At 60.8% G+C, this 16,715-nt stretch carries 18 protein-coding genes; 17 read left to right on the top strand and 1 reads right to left on the bottom strand.

The window, feature by feature from the left end; genetic code table 11:
• The first annotated feature begins 9 nt into the window (after positions 1-9).
• From ACESMT_RS01345 to ACESMT_RS01385, 9 genes are all read left to right on the top strand, one after another.
• Complete coding sequence (locus tag ACESMT_RS01345; RefSeq protein ID WP_372824494.1) at positions 10-1,197, top strand: flagellar hook-length control protein FliK; 1,188 nt, start codon at positions 10-12, stop codon at positions 1,195-1,197.
• A gap of 23 nt (positions 1,198-1,220) precedes the next feature.
• Positions 1,221-1,505, top strand: a complete 285-nt coding sequence (locus ACESMT_RS01350) for an EscU/YscU/HrcU family type III secretion system export apparatus switch protein (RefSeq protein WP_372824496.1) — start codon at positions 1,221-1,223, stop codon at positions 1,503-1,505.
• Positions 1,506-1,744: 239 nt separating this feature from the next.
• Entirely contained in the window at positions 1,745-2,080 is a 336-nt protein-coding gene (gene flhD / locus ACESMT_RS01355; RefSeq protein WP_372824498.1) for a flagellar transcriptional regulator FlhD, read from the top strand.
• A 57-nt stretch (positions 2,081-2,137) separates the two neighbouring features.
• Positions 2,138-2,776 (top strand): flagellar transcriptional regulator FlhC, encoded by a 639-nt coding sequence (flhC, locus tag ACESMT_RS01360; RefSeq protein WP_372824500.1) that lies wholly within the window; start codon positions 2,138-2,140, stop codon positions 2,774-2,776.
• A 60-nt stretch (positions 2,777-2,836) separates the two neighbouring features.
• The gene (motA, locus tag ACESMT_RS01365; RefSeq protein ID WP_372824502.1) at positions 2,837-3,700 is read left to right on the top strand and encodes a flagellar motor stator protein MotA; all 864 of its coding nucleotides are present in this window, start codon (positions 2,837-2,839) and stop codon (positions 3,698-3,700) included.
• Between the two features lie 24 nt (positions 3,701-3,724).
• Positions 3,725-4,651 (top strand): flagellar motor protein MotB, encoded by a 927-nt coding sequence (gene motB, locus ACESMT_RS01370; protein WP_372824504.1) that lies wholly within the window; start codon positions 3,725-3,727, stop codon positions 4,649-4,651.
• Positions 4,651-5,031, top strand: a complete 381-nt coding sequence (locus tag ACESMT_RS01375; RefSeq protein ID WP_372824506.1) for a response regulator — start codon at positions 4,651-4,653, stop codon at positions 5,029-5,031. The genes motB and ACESMT_RS01375 overlap by 1 nt, the downstream gene beginning before the upstream one ends.
• Before the next feature lie 126 nt (positions 5,032-5,157).
• The gene (gene cheA / locus ACESMT_RS01380) at positions 5,158-7,269 is read left to right on the top strand and encodes a chemotaxis protein CheA (RefSeq protein WP_372824508.1); all 2,112 of its coding nucleotides are present in this window, start codon (positions 5,158-5,160) and stop codon (positions 7,267-7,269) included.
• Between the two features lie 145 nt (positions 7,270-7,414).
• Complete coding sequence (locus tag ACESMT_RS01385) at positions 7,415-8,056, top strand: response regulator (protein WP_372824510.1); 642 nt, start codon at positions 7,415-7,417, stop codon at positions 8,054-8,056.
• A gap of 51 nt (positions 8,057-8,107) precedes the next feature.
• On the opposite strand, the gene ACESMT_RS01390 is transcribed toward ACESMT_RS01385, so the two are convergent.
• Positions 8,108-9,253: an MBL fold metallo-hydrolase gene (locus ACESMT_RS01390; RefSeq protein ID WP_372824512.1), complete on the bottom strand. Its 1,146-nt coding sequence runs from the start codon at positions 9,251-9,253 to the stop codon at positions 8,108-8,110.
• A 375-nt stretch (positions 9,254-9,628) separates the two neighbouring features.
• Here ACESMT_RS01390 and ACESMT_RS01395 point away from each other — a divergent pair, with 375 nt between their 5' ends.
• From ACESMT_RS01395 to ACESMT_RS01430, 8 genes are all read left to right on the top strand, one after another.
• Entirely contained in the window at positions 9,629-10,030 is a 402-nt protein-coding gene (locus ACESMT_RS01395) for a MerR family DNA-binding transcriptional regulator (protein WP_372824514.1), read from the top strand.
• A 50-nt stretch (positions 10,031-10,080) separates the two neighbouring features.
• Positions 10,081-10,542 (top strand): PaaI family thioesterase, encoded by a 462-nt coding sequence (locus ACESMT_RS01400; protein ID WP_372824516.1) that lies wholly within the window; start codon positions 10,081-10,083, stop codon positions 10,540-10,542.
• Between the two features lie 31 nt (positions 10,543-10,573).
• The gene (locus ACESMT_RS01405) at positions 10,574-11,824 is read left to right on the top strand and encodes an isovaleryl-CoA dehydrogenase (RefSeq protein ID WP_372824518.1); all 1,251 of its coding nucleotides are present in this window, start codon (positions 10,574-10,576) and stop codon (positions 11,822-11,824) included.
• Positions 11,825-11,839: 15 nt separating this feature from the next.
• A complete protein-coding gene (gene can, locus ACESMT_RS01410; protein ID WP_372824520.1) occupies positions 11,840-12,517 on the top strand; it encodes a carbonate dehydratase in 678 nt (225 codons plus the stop codon).
• 12 nt (positions 12,518-12,529) lie between these two features.
• A complete protein-coding gene (aceK, locus tag ACESMT_RS01415) occupies positions 12,530-14,341 on the top strand; it encodes a bifunctional isocitrate dehydrogenase kinase/phosphatase (RefSeq protein ID WP_372824522.1) in 1,812 nt (603 codons plus the stop codon).
• Between the two features lie 80 nt (positions 14,342-14,421).
• On the top strand, positions 14,422-15,615 hold the full coding sequence (locus tag ACESMT_RS01420) for an acetyl-CoA C-acyltransferase (RefSeq protein WP_372824524.1): 1,194 nt from the start codon (positions 14,422-14,424) through the stop codon (positions 15,613-15,615).
• 65 nt (positions 15,616-15,680) lie between these two features.
• Positions 15,681-16,349: an SDR family oxidoreductase gene (locus tag ACESMT_RS01425; RefSeq protein WP_372824526.1), complete on the top strand. Its 669-nt coding sequence runs from the start codon at positions 15,681-15,683 to the stop codon at positions 16,347-16,349.
• 6 nt (positions 16,350-16,355) lie between these two features.
• Positions 16,356-16,715: acyl-CoA dehydrogenase family protein (locus ACESMT_RS01430; RefSeq protein ID WP_372824528.1), on the top strand; the 360-nt coding region annotated here is incomplete at its 3' end.

Here is a 16,715-nt window from a genome sequence, read left to right on the forward strand (position 1 = left end):
ACACCCCTCGTGGACACCCTTCTGGCCACGCGGCTGGCGCAGCGCCTGGACCTCGTCCCGCTCAAGCCTCAGGTCGAAATTGCCGGTCCGGCCGCTGCGACGCGGGTTGAAAAAATCGCCAATGACGTCCGCCTGCCTTCACGCGCGGCGCTTGAGCAGCAGCTGGGTGTGGGTGTGTCGGGCAGCGGCCACGGCCGACCAGGTTCGCCGCCGTCGGATTCCGGGTCGGGTGTCATCCTGAGCGCTGTGGCGCGCGCGGTCAGCGCGATCCTGCACCCCCAGATGGGCCCTGCGCTGAAAATCCGCGGCTCCGAGCCGCTGTGGCCCCATTCGCCGCCACCGCCTGGGCAGGTGCTGGCGGCACGACTGGCCCAAACCGTGACTCACTCGGGACTGTTTTACGAGTCCCACCTGCAGCAGTTTGCTGCCGGTTTGCGCTCGCTGGAGCAGATGGTCCGGGAACCCCAGGCGGGCCTGGCGCTTCCCTCTTTGCCGGCAGCGTCAACGGACGCAGCTGTTGCTCTGCTTTCGGCGGCAAGACCGGGCGCTGGCGAGGCCGCTGCAGCGTCTGGCGCTGGGCTGGCCGTCGCCGCCTCTGCGGCGGTGCCAGGGGCTGATGCGCAGGCTGTGCGTAGCGACTCCGCTCCACTTGCCGCCGTCTACGGCCGCGACGGAAGGCCCGAAAACAGCCCCGCAGCGTTTCACGAAATCTCCGGGCAGGAGCCTGATGCAAAAACACCGCTTGCAGGCCCTGCGGGCAGCCCGGACAAAAGCAACACGGTTGCCGCCGCGATTCACCCGGATGCCATGGCGCTGGTACGCCAGCAGCTTGAATTGCTTTCGGTGCCGGTGTTTCGCTGGTGCGGGGAAGCCTGGCCAGGCACACCGATGGAGTGGGACATCCAGGAGGAGCAGGCAGAAGATGCGGCCACTTCCGGGGGTGAAGCGACGCAGCCTGCCTGGACCACGAACCTGACGATGACGCTGCCCACGCTCAAATCCGTGGCGGCGCGCCTGACCCTTGAGGGCGACACCTTGCAGGTTCGACTGGTCTGTGATGAGGACGCCACGCTGGCTGTCCTTCATGAAGGTCGTCAGGCGCTTTCCAGGCGTTTTGGCCCCCTGGGGCTGCAGTTGACGAACTTGCAGGTGGGCATGTCCGAAGCCGAAGACGGTACCGGCCTGCCGAAAAGCTGAGGTGCATCGTGCATGACGGACACATGAAGAAAAAGCCGACTGGTCGCCCCATCGCTGTGGCACTTTCTTCGGCGAGCGCCGACAGCAGTCCTGTGGTGATAGCCAAGGGATATGGTGTCGTCGCCGAATTGATTGTCGAACGGGCGCGTGCCCACGGTTTGTACGTACACGCCTCACCCGATCTGGTCAAACTGCTGATGAATGTCGATCTGGATGAACGGGTCCCGCCACAACTTTACGCCGCAGTAGGCGAGTTGCTTTCCTGGCTACACCAGCTAGAGGCTGATGCAGCGACGAATCGCCCATGAAGGATGTCAATTCGATGTCAATTCAGTCAATTTCTTGATTAATATCAATTATTTGATAAATTATCACTATAGATGCGTAAAACATACGAATAATTAAAATTATTAAAAAATGCCGTAAATATTGAAAGACATGTTAAAAATTGATACATGGATCACGGCCTACAGATTTGTTGCCGAATCCGTGTTAACTGGCCAGAGACGCAGCGTTATCGTACGGTGATGTCGGGCCTACCAAACTTATGGAACTGGAGCTTTCGGTGATTGAAATTGACAAAAACAATGAAATTGGTGATTTGAACCTGACCTATTTGCTGCTCGCCCAGCGGCTCGTTAAAGAAGATGCGCCTGTGGCCATGTTGCGTCTGGGCATGAGCAAGGAGCTCGCCGACCTGCTCGGCAATCTTTCCCTGTCGCAAATTGTGAAACTGGCGTCTTCCAGCCTGTTGCTGTGCCGCTTCAGGTTTGACGATCATCCGATTGTCTCGGCATTGACCCACGACGGAAAGAATCTGTCCTTGCAGCAAGCACACACGGCCATCCTTCTTTCGGGTCAGCAAATGGGGACGACCCAATGATCCCTGCCGTCCACAACCCTGCCACGTTCTGCCGCTTTGCCGCTCGCCGGGGTCGTCATGGCAGTTAAAAGCGTCATTCGTGAAGCTGACGATATCCATTTGGCCATGGACCTGATCAGGCTGGGCGCCCGCCTGCAGTTTCTCGAGGCGGAAACCAGCCTGAGCCGGGACCGGCTGATCAAGCTGTACAAGGAAATCAAGGGCGTATCGCCACCCAAGGGGCTGTTGCCATTTTCAACCGACTGGTTCATGACATGGATGTCCAACATCCACTCCTCGATGTTCTACAACATCTACCGATTCATGGTGACCCACGGCGGCTGCACACGCATCAACGCATTGGTCAAAAGTTACCAGCTCTACCTGGAGCAGGTGGGGCAGCAGGGGGGTGAAGTGGTGCTGGACTTCACGCGGGCATGGACGCTGGTGCGATTTTTCGACAGCGACATGCTGCAGCTGAGCACCTGCACGCGCTGCACCGGCCTGTTTGTTGCACATGCGCACGACCCCCAGGGCAGCTACGTGTGCGTCCTGTGCCGGCCACCATCACGTGCCGGAAAGACGCGCAAGGTCGCCGCTGGCCTGCCGCCCGCTTCCCCGATAGTGCCGATGGCGCTTGCGGATCGCATCACGCCATCGCCCGCGCCTTCGTCCTCGCAGTGGCTCGCCGAAGTGATGCGTGCTGCGCGTGCCTGACGGAACGCCGGCCTTTGTTATGCCCTGTTCACCCTGCAGACCCTTGCGCTGGAGACCGCCGTGCTGGTAATTGTTGGCTACGTGGTGGTACTGGGGTCCGTATTTGGCGGGTATGCGCTGATGGGCGGGAATTTCGGCGCGCTGTATCAGCCTCTCGAATTGCTGATCATTGGCGGTGCTGCGGTGGGCGCGTTTATCGTCGGCAACGATGCCCATGCCATCAGTGCCACGCTGAAGGCGCTGCCAACGCTGTTTAAAGGTACAAAAAAACGCGACAAGGCGCTCTACATGGAGCTGCTTGCCTTGATGTACGTGCTGCTCGCCAAAGGCCGCAAGGACGGCATGCTGGCGCTGGAGTCGGACATCGACGATCCGGAGAAAAGTCCCATTTTCTCGCTCTACCCGGTCATTCTGGCTGAAGTACATGTCATGGAGTTTTTGACGGATTACCTGCGCCTGATTGTGAGCGGCAATACGGATCCGTTCGAAATCGACCAGCTGATGGAGCACGAGCTTGATACCTACAAGCATGAGGCTGAACTGCCGGCGCACTGTCTGACCAAGGTCGGCGACGCGCTGCCGGCCCTCGGCATTGTCGCGGCCGTGTTGGGTGTGGTGAACGCACTGGCGTCCGCCGACTTGCCGCCCGCGGTCATGGGCGCGCTGATTGCCCACGCGATGGTGGGAACCTTCCTCGGCATATTGCTGGCCTATGGCTTCGTCTCTCCGCTGGCGCAGTTGATCGAGCACAGGGTGGGTCACTCCCTGAAGGTTTATCAGTGCGTCAAGGTGACCTTGCTGGCCAGCATGAACGGCTATGCACCGCAATTGGCGGTGGAATTCGGCCGGAAAGTCCTGTATTCGACCGAGCGCCCCTCGTTTTCCGAACTTGACGGGCACGTCCGTGAAGTCAAGAACCGCTGAATCCCAAGCCAGGCCTGAATTGTCATGAGCGAAGCTGAACGCCGGATCATCATCATCAAACGCCCCATCAGGGCGGCGGGCCATCATGGTGGCGCCTGGAAGATTGCCTTCGCCGACTTCATGACGGCGATGTTTGCGTTTTTCCTGGTGATGTGGCTTTTGTCGTCTTCATCGCCCAAGCAGCTGGCCGGCATTGCAGAACATTTCAAAATGCCACTGAAGGTGGCGCTGGCCGGCGGACCGGCAGCCAGTAACAACACCAGTGTGATTCCTGGCGGTGGTGCTGATCCAAGCCGTCCGGCCGGCGACGCTTCTGCGCCCGAAGGCGACACTTCCAGTGACGCCGACGGCAAGCGGCTGGAGGATCTGAAAGAGCGCCTGGACGCCATGATCGAAGCGAGCCCGGTGCTCAAGCAGTTCCGGCCGCAACTGCTGATCGACATCACACCAGAAGGTTTGCGGATTCAGATCGTCGATAGCAACAACCGGCCCATGTTTGACCGCTCCAGTGCAGTTGTCGTGTCTTACATGCGCACCATCCTGAGTGAGATTGGCCCGGTGCTTAACGCGCAACCCAACAAAATCACTCTGTCCGGGCATACCGACGCGACGCAATACGCGCAGGGCGACAAGTCCTACAGCAATTGGGAGTTGTCCTCCGACAGAGCCAACGCTTCGCGGCGCGAGTTGGTCGGCGGCGGCATGGAGGAGGGCAAGGTGTTGCGGGTTATGGGCGTGGCCTCCAGCATGCACCTGAATCGGGAAGACCCTTACGCGGCGACGAATCGCCGCATCAGCATTGTGGTTCTCAATCAACAGACCCAGGCGCAAATTGAAGGCAACAACCCGGCCCCCGCCAAGGCTGGTAGCAAGCCGCCAGCGACGCAACCGGGCGGCGCTGCCAAGCCCGCGCCAAAACTCCCCATTGAACCAGCCGGAGCCAAAATTTAATGACGAGCAAAACCATTCTTGTGGTCGATGACTCCGCAGTCATGCGGCAAATGATTTCGGCCATCCTTGAGGAACGCGGCTATCGGGTGCTGCTGGCCGATGGCGGGCAGCCTGCCCTGGCGCATCTGCAGAAGGAGCCGGTCGATCTGGTGCTGACGGACTGGACCATGATTCCCATGGACGGCGGCGAATTGACCCGCCAGCTGCGCCTGCTGCCAGCCTATGCCCATGTGCCTGTGGTGGTGCTGAGCACCATCAGCAGCGACGCCGGGAAATCGGAAGCCGGAAAAGCCGGGGCCAATGGCTGGCTGAGCAAGCCGGTTCAGCCGGAAACGCTGCTGGACGTGATCGGCAGCCTGCTCACGATGGGGCTGCGGTAGCGGCGGTGCCAGCACCCTGCCCGGGAGATACCGCAGCTTGGTAGGCCAAGTGTATTCAGGATCAAGCCAGCCAGTCGTCTGCCAATACAGGCTGGCAGCAGAAACTGCAACCAGGAACGAAAAAAGATGGACATTACCCAGTTTTACCAGGCCTTTTTTGAAGAAGCCGACGAGTTGTTGGCAGAGATGGAACTGTTGCTCCTGGGGCTTGACCTGGAGGCGCCGGACAGCGAACACCTGAACGCGATTTTCCGGGCTGCGCACTCGATCAAGGGCGGGGCTGCGACCTTTGGCTTCGTGGCCTTGACCGACACCACGCACCTGCTGGAAAACCTGCTTGATCGGGCCCGACACGGTGACTTGAAGCTGACGACCCAAATGATGGATGCTTTTCTGGAGACCAAGGACGTGTTGCAAAAGCAAATGGGTGCATATCGCACCGGTGGCGAGCCTGAGCCCGAGATGGTCATGCATATCTGTTCCGTGCTGCGGCAACTGGCACTGGCGTCCAGCCCGGACAGCGCTGCTGCGCCGATTGCGATTGCACCTGTGGCCACGCCTGCGATGCTTCCCGCCACTGCGCTTGAACCGCTGCCGGCGCAGGCCGCCCTTCCACCTGCCCCGGCGCCCATGAAGGTGCGCTTTCTCAAGGTTTCCGAGAATGACCGCAAGCTGCTGGGCGAAGAAATGGGCAATCTCGGTCATGTCACGGCCCAGACCCAGACGGAAGACAGCCTGACGCTGTGGCTGGATACCAGCTGTGACGCCAATGACACTGTTTCGGTGTGCTGCTTCATCATCGAAGCCGAGCAGATTGAAATCAGTCGCGAAACGGCCGCAAGCCCGCAGCCGCAAGTGGAAAAAATCGACGCACTCCCGCAGGCAAGCGCACCCGATGCCGACCGGACCGCGCCCGCGCTCGCGGCAGCGGCAGCGGCAGCGGCAGCGGCAGGCGTTACGGCCGCATCCGCCGCTGCGGCCACGCTGGCGCCCGCCTCTGCACCCAAGGATTCGGGCTCGATCAGGGTCGACGTCGAGAAGGTCGACCAGATCATCAATCTGGTGGGGGAGCTGGTGATCACCCAGTCCATGCTGACGCAAACCGCGTCTGCGCTGGATCCGGTGCTGCACGAGCGCCTGCTCAACGGCATGGGTCATCTGGAGCGCAATGCGCGCGATTTGCAGGAGTCCGTGATGTCGATCCGGATGATGCCGATGGACTATGTGTTCAGCCGTTTCCCGCGGCTGATACGCGACTTGTCGGCCAAGCTCGGCAAACAGGTGCAACTGGTGACGATAGGCAAGGAAACCGAGCTGGACAAGGGCCTGATCGAGCGCATCATCGATCCGCTGACCCATCTGGTGCGTAACAGCCTGGACCACGGCATTGAAGTCCCTGAGCGGCGGGTGTCCGCCGGCAAGGATCCGGTAGGCTGCCTGACCCTGTCTGCCCAGCACCAGGGCGGCAGCATCGTGATCGAGGTCAAGGACGACGGTGGCGGGCTGGCCCGTGAAAAAATCCTGGCCAAGGCGACCCAGCAGGGCATGGTGGTCAGCGAAAGCATGCCCGATGAGGACGTCTGGCAGTTGATTTTTGCGCCCGGCTTTTCAACGGCAGAAGAGGTAACCGACGTTTCCGGTCGCGGTGTCGGCATGGACGTGGTGAAACGCAACATCCATGAGATGGGGGGCCACGTTGAAATTGCTTCCGCGCGCGGACAGGGCACCACCATCAGGATTGTGTTGCCGCTGACACTGGCCATCCTCAACGGCATGTCGATCAAGGTAGGCAAGGAGGTTTACATCTTGCCGCTCAATTACGTCATCGAATCTCTGCAGCCAATGGCCAAGGATGTCCATTCCATCACCAGCGATGAGCATGTGATGCATGTGCGCGGTGAATACCTGGCACTGATCGAATTGCACAAGCTGTTCGAGGTGCCCGATGCGATCCATGATCCGATGCAGTGCATCGCAGTCATTGTGCAGGCCGAGGGAACGCGTTTTGCGTTGCTGGTGGACCAGCTGCTGGGTCAGCACCAGGTGGTGGTCAAGAACCTGGAAACCAATTACAAGAAGGTGCCGGGAATCTCTGCGGCGACGATTCTTGGGGACGGCAATGTAGCGCTGATCATTGACGTGGGCGCCACGCAGCGGACAAGTCGCGAGAAGCTGCAGCGACGCGGTCCGGCCAGCGTGGCCGCGCCCCGGAAAGCCGTTGAAATGGTGTGTCATTGAGCCCCCCCTTGATTTGAATGCCCGCTAAATGGCCCTCGGTCGTAAAATTGCAGAAAAAGCACAGAAAATGCTGAAATAATTATGTATATGCTTGAAGTTCATCAAAAGGGCGTTTGTCTGGTTCCTTCTTTGTCTGGATCTGCCCGTGACGCGTGAATCACCGTCATTCGAAAGCGCTATTGCCGCAAAAGACTTCTCCAGCGGCGATTACTGCGGCACCAGTTATGCCGCAAAGTTGCTGGGACTGTCAGTAGCTACCGTGCAGTCACTGGTGGAAAAGGGGGAGATTGAGGCATGGAAAACGCTGGGTGGGCACCGCCGCCTGTCCCTGCGTTCTATCAACGATTACCTCAACAGGGGCAACCCGCAAGTGGCCCCAGCCGACCCGAACGTGCAGCACCGGTTGAACGTTTTGGTGGTGGAAGACGACGAAGCCACCCTGGCGCTGTACCAGGCTAATTTCGATGAGTGGGACATTGCGATGGACTGCACCTTCATGCCGTCCGCCATGGAAGCCTTGATAGACAATGCCGGCATGCGGCCAGACCTGTTGATCACGGACCTGAACATGCCAGGGGTGGATGGCATCGAGATGCTGCGCGTCATGAAACGCAACCAGCAGCTTGCAGCCATGCAGATTCTGGTGATCAGCGGTGTGTCGGCCGACACCATCCGGGAAAGGGGCGGTCTTCCTGCCAACGCGCGTCACCACGAGAAGCCCATCAACTTTGACTGGCTGCAAGGCTATGTCACCGCCCTGGAAGGTGCCAACCGCCTGTGGCGTTGAGAGGGTGGGTTTTCGGGGTGTGTAAACCCCTTTGTCCCATTTCTAACATGATCAGACGGGCTGAAAACGGTAAACCCCGTCGTCGCCCAGAAGCCGCCGGAGCTTTCCATCAAACCACAAGGTGTGCAGGTGGGCCACCGCTTCTCCCATCGCAAACGTGGTTTGGTGCAGATCCAGCGTGCGCTTGAACATGACGGGCAGGATGTCGGCGGCGCTGCAGGGGCTGGCCGCGCAGGCATCCATCACTTCGGCCAGGCGGTCCCGGTGGTGCGCATGCAACTGGTCAATGCGCGTGTGCAAACCGCGAAAGGGTTTGCCATGGGACGGCAGCACCAGCGTGTCCGGGTGCAGCGCCTTGAACTTGTCGATGGACTGCAAGAACAGCGTGAGCGGGTTGGATTCTGGCTCGACGTCGTAGACGCTGATGTTGGTGGAGATACGCGGCAGGACCATGTCGCCGCTGATCAACAGGCCAGCCGGCCGCCGGGCCGCCCCAAGGCCGGCTGCGCCCCCTCGGGGGGCAGGTGCCGCAGGCACCGTGGGGGCCAAGGAGATATCGGCGCAGGACAGCGCAATGTGTTCGGGCGCATGGCCATAACCGCTGATGCAGGTCCAGTCGCGCCCGCCTATGGCGATCACTTGCCCGTCCATCATGCGGTGAAAGCTGGCCGGCACCGCCGGAACCAGTCCGGGGTAGTAGTTGCTGCGGCCCCGGATCTGCTCAAGGTAGCCGGCGTTGGTCAGGCCGTGCGAGGCAAAAAAATCGGCTGAATTTGTCCCACCAAAACCGGTGCTGCCGCGAATGCTCAGGCTGGCCGTGTTGTAGTCGGTGGCGCTGATCCACAGCGGCGCTTTCCAGCGCTCGCACAACCAGTGGGCCAGCCCGATGTGGTCGGGATGCATGTGGGTGACGATGACCCTCAGTACCGGCAGGCCGTCGAGTTCGCCCGAAAAAATCTGCTCCCATTGCGCCTTGGATTCATCCCGGCTTACACAACAATCGACCACGGTCCAGCCGCGTACCTTGCCCTGCGGGCCATCCAGCGCATCCCGGAGCAGCCACAGGTTGATGTGGTCCAGCGCAAACGGCAGGCCCATGCGTATCCACTTGACGCCCGGCGCCACGTCCAGTGTGCTGCCAGCCAGCGGCAGGGCATCGCCAAAGGGGTAATCGAGTTGCGCTTCCTGTGCATTCATCTTGTAAGATCAAGGTTCATTGACGTTTACGTTAACGTAAACTGATGGTCCATTACACCTGATTTAGCGCCCGGCTTCACCTAGGGCCTGGTAACACTATTTTGAGGGGATGCGTTGTGAGTCAAAAAGGCTGTGAGCAAGGCGCAAAACGCCGCCGGGGTGAACCCCGGCAAGGCTTTGCAACGCCGCGCACGGCCTTTTTGATCACAACCCGCAGGGAACGGGGTGAAAACAGCGCCACTCTGCGTTGCACTCCTAGGTCAGGCACCAGCCTGACCGTCGTCGCACGCCTTGATTGGCACAGTTTTCACCGCGTTCGCACTCCTGAAAATAGTGTTAACAGGCCCTAGTCCCTATCACCAGGGTTTCACTCCCATGGCAAGCACCACGTATTCCATCAGCGACCTGGCCAGGGAGTTTGACCTGACCACGCGCGCCATCCGGTTCTATGAAGACTTGGGCTTGCTGCAGCCGCAGCGCGAGGGGCCGGGCGGGCGCAGCCGCGTCTACACCGCCCGCGACCGCACCCGGCTCAAGCTGACCCTGCGCGCCAAGCGCCTGGGCCTGAGCCTGACCGAGGCGCGGGAAATCATCGACACCTACGACAGCCCGCGGGATACCGGCCCGCAGCTGACCAAATTTCTGGCGGTGTTGGGCCAACATCGCCAGCAGCTCGAAGAGCAGATGGCCGACCTGCAGGCCAACCTGGAAGAGGTCAAGGTGCACGAGAAGGAAGCCCGCGCGCTGCTGGCCAGGACCGGCAAAAAAGCAAAATAGGCCATAATTGACGTTTACGTAAACGTCAATCAAAAAGCCAGGAAACGCCCATGGACCAGCCTGAGTTCAAGCCCAAAGACGAGCGTTATGCCGACCGGGTGCGGGACAGCTTTGCACGCCAGGGCGCGATGGCGACCATCGGCGCCTCGCTGGGCGACATCGTCCCCGGCCGGGTGGTCATCGAGCTGGCCTGGGCCGCCGGGCTGAGCCAGCAGCACGGCTTCCTGCATGCCGGCATGGTGGCCACCGCCCTTGACTCGGCTTGCGGCTATGCGGGCTTCACACTCATGCCGGCCGGCGCCGGCGTGCTGACCATTGAGTTCAAGATCAATCTGCTGGCACCGGCGAAAGGCCAGCGTTTTCGCATGGTCGGCCAGGTCATCAAGCCCGGCCGGACGGTCACCGTGACCGAAGGCCGGGCCTACGCCATCGACGACGGGCGCGAAAAACTGATCGCCACCATGGGCGCCACGCTGATAACCATCACCGGCCGTGACGATGTGAAAAATTGAGCAAAAACAGAATCGACAAAGAGGACAAGCCATGAACAACCTGCCCGGACTCAACTTCCAGCTCGGCGAAGACATCGACGCGCTGCGCGACGCCGTGCGCGAATTTTCCCAAGCCGAGATTGCACCGCGTGCCGCCGCGATTGACGCCAACGACCAGTTCCCGATGGATCTGTGGCAAAAAATGGGCAGCCTGGGCGTGCTGGGCATCACGGTCGGCGAGGAGTACGGCGGCGCCGGCATGGGGTACCTGGCGCACATGATCGCGATGGAAGAGATCAGCCGCGCCAGCGCCTCGGTGGGCCTGTCTTACGGCGCGCACAGCAACCTGTGCGTCAACCAGATCAAGCGCAACGGCACTGAAGAGCAGCGCCAGAAGTACCTGCCCAAACTCATCAGCGGCGAACACGTCGGTGCGCTGGCCATGAGCGAGACGGGCGCAGGCAGCGACGTGATCAGCATGAAGCTCAAGGCCGAGGACAAGGGCGGCTACTACCTGCTCAACGGCAGCAAGATGTGGATCACCAACGGGCCGGACGCTGACACACTGGTGGTGTATGCCAAGACTGAACCCGAAAATGACAGCCCCCACGCTTCGCTGCCCCCCGAGGGGGCTCGCCCGGCTAGGGGCGGCCCGTCGCCGAGCGGCGGCGCGCGCAGCATCACCGCCTTCCTGATCGAAAAAGGCATGAAAGGTTTTTCAGTCGCGCAAAAACTCGACAAACTGGGCATGCGCGGCTCGCACACCGGCGAGCTGGTGTTCAACAATGTCGAAGTCCCAGCCCAAAATATCCTGGGCGGACTCAACTGCGGCGCCAAGGTGCTCATGAGCGGGCTCGATTACGAACGCGCGGTGCTCACGGGTGGGCCGCTGGGCATCATGCAATCGGTCATGGACAACGTGATTCCCTATATCCACGACCGCAAGCAGTTCGGCACCTCCATTGGCGAGTTCCAGCTGATCCAGGGCAAGGTCGCCGACATGTACACCGTGCTTCAGGCCGGCCGCTCGTTCGCCTACACCGTCGCCAAAAACCTCGACCTGCTGGGCACTGACCACGTGCGCCAGGTCCGCAAGGACTGCGCCTCGGTCATTCTCTGGTGCGCTGAAAAAGCCACCTGGATGGCTGGCGAAGGCGTGCAGATATTTGGCGGCAACGGCTACATTAATGATTACCCACTCGGCCGCTTGTGGCGCGACGCCAAGCTCTATGAAATTGGCGCGGGTACAAGCGAGATTCGGCGTATGTTGATTGGCCGCGAGTTATTTACCGAGACTGCTTGAATACCCGAGGCCACCATGCCACTAAGACATCTACTTCAACACAACCGCGCCTGGGCGGCGGAGACAGTGCTTGAGCGTCCAGGCTTTTTTACCAGTTTGTCAGAGCAACAGAAACCGCGCTACATGTGGATTGGCTGCAGCGACAGCCGCGTGCCTGCCAACCAGATCACGGGGCTGGAGCCGGGTGAGGTGTTTGTACACCGCAACGTGGCCAATGTGGTGGTCCACAGTGATCTCAATGCGCTGTCTACCATTCAATATGCAGTAGATTTGCTGGAAGTCGAGCATGTGATTGTGTGCGGCCATTACCGCTGCGGTGGGGTACAGGCTGCGCTGGACAACGCGAGAATAGGGCTGGCAGACAACTGGATTCGCCACATACAGGATGTGCGCGACCGCTATAAAGAAGGCTTGCAGTCAGCAGATGCTTCGCAGCGCCTGAATATGCTGTGCGAATTGAATGTGGTGGAGCAAGTGGTCAACGTGTGCCACAGCACGGTGATGAAAGACGCATGGGCGCGTGGCCGCGTGGTGACTGTGCATGGCTGGATTTACGGGGTGCACGATGGCTTGCTGCAAGACCTGCTGGTTTCGGTGTCCGGCCCGCAACAGCTACAAGAGTTGTACCAGGCTGCAATTTCACAGATATTTAGCCGTTTGCGTCCTGAAGAACATGTGCAAGCAGCGACTTGATTTATAGCGTTTATGTTCCCCCAACGCCTTGACTCCCCCCTCGCCTACGACATCGCCAAAGCGATGATGGACGGCTTCAATCGCCATTATCAGCTGTTTCGCACCGAGTCGGCCCGCGCCAAACACCGCTTTGAAACCGCCGACTGGCACGGCCAGCAGCGCGCGCAGCGCGAGCGGATCGAGTTTTACGATTTGCGCGTGCGCGAAGCCTCGACGCGCCTGGAGCGCGAGTTCAAGGCCGGCGATCAGCCGATGGACGTGTGGCAGCAGGTCAAGCTGCATTACATCGGCCTGCTGGTCAACCACCATCAGCCCGAGCTGGGCGAGAGCTTCTTCAACTCGGTCACCACCAAAATCCTGCATCGCAGCTATTTCCAGAACGATTTCATTTTTGTGCGGCCCGCCGTCAGCACCGAATACATCGAGAACGACGAGCTGGTCACCCAGCCTACCTTCCGCGCCTACTATCCGCAGAAGGAGACCCTGGGCGACCACCTGATGCGTATGGTCGGCGACTTCGAGCTGCACGTGGAGTTCGACGACCTCGCGCGCGACGTCGGCTACGTGGTGGAGGCGCTCGGCGAGCGGCTGGGCGACGTCAAACTGCGCGCCAATTTCCAGATTCAGGTGCTCTCTGGCGTGTTCTTCCGCAACAAGGGTGCTTACATCGTTGGCAAGCTGATCAACGGTTTCAACGAGATGCCGTTTGCCCTGCCGCTGCTGCATATCAAGCCCGGCAAGCTGGCCATTGATTCCGTGCTCATCGGCGAGGACGACCTGCTGATCCTCTTCAGCTTCGCCCGCGCCTACTTCATGGTGGACATGGGCATTCCGTCGGCCTATGTGCAGTTTCTGCGCAGCATGATGCCGCGCATGCCGCGCGCCGAGATCTACAACGCTCTGGGCCTGGCCAAACAGGGCAAGACGCTTTTCTATCGCGACTTTTTGTACCACCTGCGCCACTCCACCGACAAGTTCCGCATCGCCCCCGGCATCAAGGGCATGGTCATGCTGGTGTTTGACCTGCCGTCTTTTCCCTACGTGTTCAAGGTCATCAAGGACTACTACCCGCCGCAAAAAGACACCACGCGCGAGCAGATCAAGGGCAAGTACCTGCTGGTCAAGCAACACGATCGCGTCGGCCGCATGGCCGACACCCAGGAGTACAGCGAGGTGGCTTTTCCGCGTGAACGTTTTGACGACGAGCTGATTGCCGAGATCGAGAAGTTCGCGCCCAGCCAGCTCGAGATCAGCGACCGCGACGGCGACGGCCAGCAGGAGGTCATCATCAAGCATGTGTACATCGAACGGCGCATGATTCCGCTGAACATCTACCTGCAGGAGGCGTTTGACACCGGAGTTGAAGACGCGTTTGCAAAAGGCCAGATCGAACGCGCCGTGGTTGAGTACGGCAACGCCATCAAGGACATGGTGGCCGCCAACATCTTCCCCGGCGATATGCTCTGGAAAAACTTCGGCATCACGCGTCACGGCAAGGTGGTGTTCTACGACTACGACGAGATCGAATACATCACCGACTGCAACTTCCGCAAGGTACCAACCCCGCGCAACGAAGAAGAAGAAATGAGCGGCGAGATCTGGTACTCCGTTGGCCCCAAGGACGTGTTTCCCGAAACCTTTGAGCCCTTTCTGCTCGGAAACGACACTGTCCGCGAAGTCTTCATGAAGCACCACGCCGACCTGCTTGATGCCGCTTTCTGGCAGGCCCACAAGGAGCGCATTGCCGCCGGCCACGTGCACGACGTGTTCCCCTATGAGCGCGAGCGGCGTTTCGGGCACCGATACGCCGCGCAGAAAGTCTGAGCACTGTCACCGCGAATACAGGCGCGCTGATTCAGGTCGTTGATACCTACCCCACCATCCACACCCTCAAGGAGAAAACCATGTCTATATCCATCGCTGACCCCATCGTCATTCTCGGCGCCGCCCGCACCCCCATGGGCGGCTTCCAGGGCGACTTTTCCAGTCTGTCGGCGCATGACCTGGGTGGCGCGGCCATCAAGGCGGCCATTGAGCGCTCCGGCATTGCACCCGAAAAAGTCGACGAAGTGTTGTTCGGCAACTGTCTGATGGCCGGCCAGGGCCAGGCGCCCGCGCGCCAGGCCGGCTTCAAGGGCGGCCTGCCCGCCAGCACCGGCGCCGTCACGCTGTCCAAGATGTGCGGCTCCGGCATGGAAGCCACGATGCTCGCGCACGACCAGCTGCTGGTCGGCAGCCGCGACGTGATGGTGGCCGGCGGCATGGAGAGCATGACCAACGCACCGCATCTGCTGCTCAAGGCCAGAGGCGGCATCCGCATCGGGCATGACCGTATTTTTGACCACATGATGCTCGACGGCCTGGAAGACGCCTACGAGCCCGGCCGCGCCATGGGCACCTTTGGCGAGCAGTGCGCCGACAAGTACAAGTTCACGCGTGAAGCGCAGGACGCCTTTGCCACCACCAGCGTCAACCGCGCCAAGGCCGCGACCGAGTCCGGTGCTTTCAAGGCCGAGATCACACCCGTCACCGTCAAGGGCCGCAGCGGCGAGACCGTGATCTCCATCGACGAAGGCCCGGGCAAGGTCAAGCTCGACAAGATTCCCACACTCAAGCCGGCCTTCAAGAAAGACGGCACCATCACCGCTGCGTCCAGCTCGTCCATCAGCGACGGTGCCGCCGCACTGGTGCTGACGCGCGAGTCCACCGCCAAAGAGCTGGGCGCCAAACCGATTGCCCGCATCGTCGGCCACGCCACCTTTGCGCAGGAGCCCGAGTGGTTCACCACCGCGCCGGTCGGCGCCGTCAACAAGCTGCTCAAGAAGATCGGCTGGAGCGTGAAGGACGTGGACCTGTGGGAAGTCAACGAAGCCTTTGCTGTGGTGCCCATGGCCGCCATGAAAGAGCTGGGCATCAGCCACGACATCGTCAACGTCAACGGCGGCGCCTGCGCACTGGGCCACCCGATTGGCGCCAGCGGCGCCCGCATCATCGTCACCTTGATCTACGCGTTGAAAGCCCGCGGCCTCAAGAAGGGGATTGCAACGCTGTGTATAGGCGGCGGCGAGGGGACTGCCCTGGCGCTGGAGTTGCTATAAATACAATAGCAACTTCCGCCCGTGGGATAAGGGCTAGAGGCCGATGTCATGCATAAGACTCACCCATGAGCACCGTCCTTGTCATCGGCGCCTCGCGCGGCATTGGCCTGGAGTTTGTACGCCAGTACTGCGCGGCCGGTGCGCGCGTGATTGCCACGGCGCGCGACGACGCGGGGCTGGCAAGGCTCAAGGCGCTGGGCGCGATTCCGCTCCGGCTCGACGTGGCAACCCCGGCGAGCGTGAGCGGCCTGGCCTGGCAGCTTGACGGCGAGAAGATCGATGTCGCGTTGTATGTGGCCGGTGTCATGGCGCGCAGCGGCGCCACAACACCGCCGACCCGGGAAGAGTTTGACCGCGTGCTGCACACCAATGTGCTGGGCGCCATGCAGGCTATTCCGCAGGTCGCGCCGCTGGTGGAAGCGGCAGGCGGCTGCTTCGCCTTAATCACCAGCGAGATGGGCTGTATCGGTGCAGTCCCCTCCGGTCATGCCTGGACCTACCGCGTCAGCAAGGCCGCGCTGAACATGGCCGTCGCCTCAGCCCAACACGACTACCCAGGTGCCGTGCTGGAGGCGCTGTCGCCAGGGTGGGTGCAGACCGACATGGGTGGCGCCGGTGCGCCGCTGACCATGCACGCCAGCGTGGCGGCAATGCGCAAAACACTGGCCGCCTTAAGCCCGCAACACAAAGGCGCGTTCCTCAATTACGACGGTTCGCGTTTTTCGACCTGGTGAATTCACATGCTTTTGACCCAAGACCAGCAAATGATCCGTGATGCGGTGCGCACTTTTGCACAGCAGGAGCTCTGGCCCCATGCCGCGCGCTGGGACAAAGAGCATCACTTCCCCAAAGAAGCCCACCAGGGTCTGGCCGCACTCGGCGCTTACGGCATTTGTGTACCCGAGGAGTTTGGCGGCGCCAACCTGGATTACCTGACGCTCGCACTGGTGATCGAGGAGATCGCCGCTGGCGACGGCGGCACCAGCACGGCGATCAGCGTGACCAACTGCCCGGTCAACGCGATCCTCATGCGCTACGGTAGCGCAGAGCAACAAAAGCAGTGGCTCACCCCGCTGGCACAAGGCCACATGCTGGGCGCG

It is taken from the genome of Polaromonas sp. (assembly GCF_041689105.1).
Lineage (GTDB): Bacteria > Pseudomonadota > Gammaproteobacteria > Burkholderiales > Burkholderiaceae_C > Polaromonas.

Excerpts from the sequence above, each read along its gene's own strand:
- ACESMT_RS01350 (WP_372824496.1), top strand. The coding sequence starts at position 1,221 with ATGAAGAAAAAGCCGACTGGTCGCCCCATCGCTGTGGCACTTTCTTCG.
- flhD (WP_372824498.1), top strand. The coding sequence starts at position 1,745 with ATGGAACTGGAGCTTTCGGTGATTGAAATTGACAAAAACAATGAAATT.
- flhC (WP_372824500.1), top strand. The coding sequence starts at position 2,138 with ATGGCAGTTAAAAGCGTCATTCGTGAAGCTGACGATATCCATTTGGCC.
- motB (WP_372824504.1), top strand. The coding sequence starts at position 3,725 with ATGAGCGAAGCTGAACGCCGGATCATCATCATCAAACGCCCCATCAGG.
- ACESMT_RS01375 (WP_372824506.1), top strand. The coding sequence starts at position 4,651 with ATGACGAGCAAAACCATTCTTGTGGTCGATGACTCCGCAGTCATGCGG.
- cheA (WP_372824508.1), top strand. The coding sequence starts at position 5,158 with ATGGACATTACCCAGTTTTACCAGGCCTTTTTTGAAGAAGCCGACGAG.
- ACESMT_RS01390 (WP_372824512.1), bottom strand. The coding sequence starts at position 9,253 with ATGAATGCACAGGAAGCGCAACTCGATTACCCCTTTGGCGATGCCCTG.
- ACESMT_RS01395 (WP_372824514.1), top strand. The coding sequence starts at position 9,629 with ATGGCAAGCACCACGTATTCCATCAGCGACCTGGCCAGGGAGTTTGAC.
- ACESMT_RS01400 (WP_372824516.1), top strand. The coding sequence starts at position 10,081 with ATGGACCAGCCTGAGTTCAAGCCCAAAGACGAGCGTTATGCCGACCGG.
- ACESMT_RS01405 (WP_372824518.1), top strand. The coding sequence starts at position 10,574 with ATGAACAACCTGCCCGGACTCAACTTCCAGCTCGGCGAAGACATCGAC.
- can (WP_372824520.1), top strand. The coding sequence starts at position 11,840 with ATGCCACTAAGACATCTACTTCAACACAACCGCGCCTGGGCGGCGGAG.
- aceK (WP_372824522.1), top strand. The coding sequence starts at position 12,530 with ATGTTCCCCCAACGCCTTGACTCCCCCCTCGCCTACGACATCGCCAAA.
- ACESMT_RS01420 (WP_372824524.1), top strand. The coding sequence starts at position 14,422 with ATGTCTATATCCATCGCTGACCCCATCGTCATTCTCGGCGCCGCCCGC.
- ACESMT_RS01425 (WP_372824526.1), top strand. The coding sequence starts at position 15,681 with ATGAGCACCGTCCTTGTCATCGGCGCCTCGCGCGGCATTGGCCTGGAG.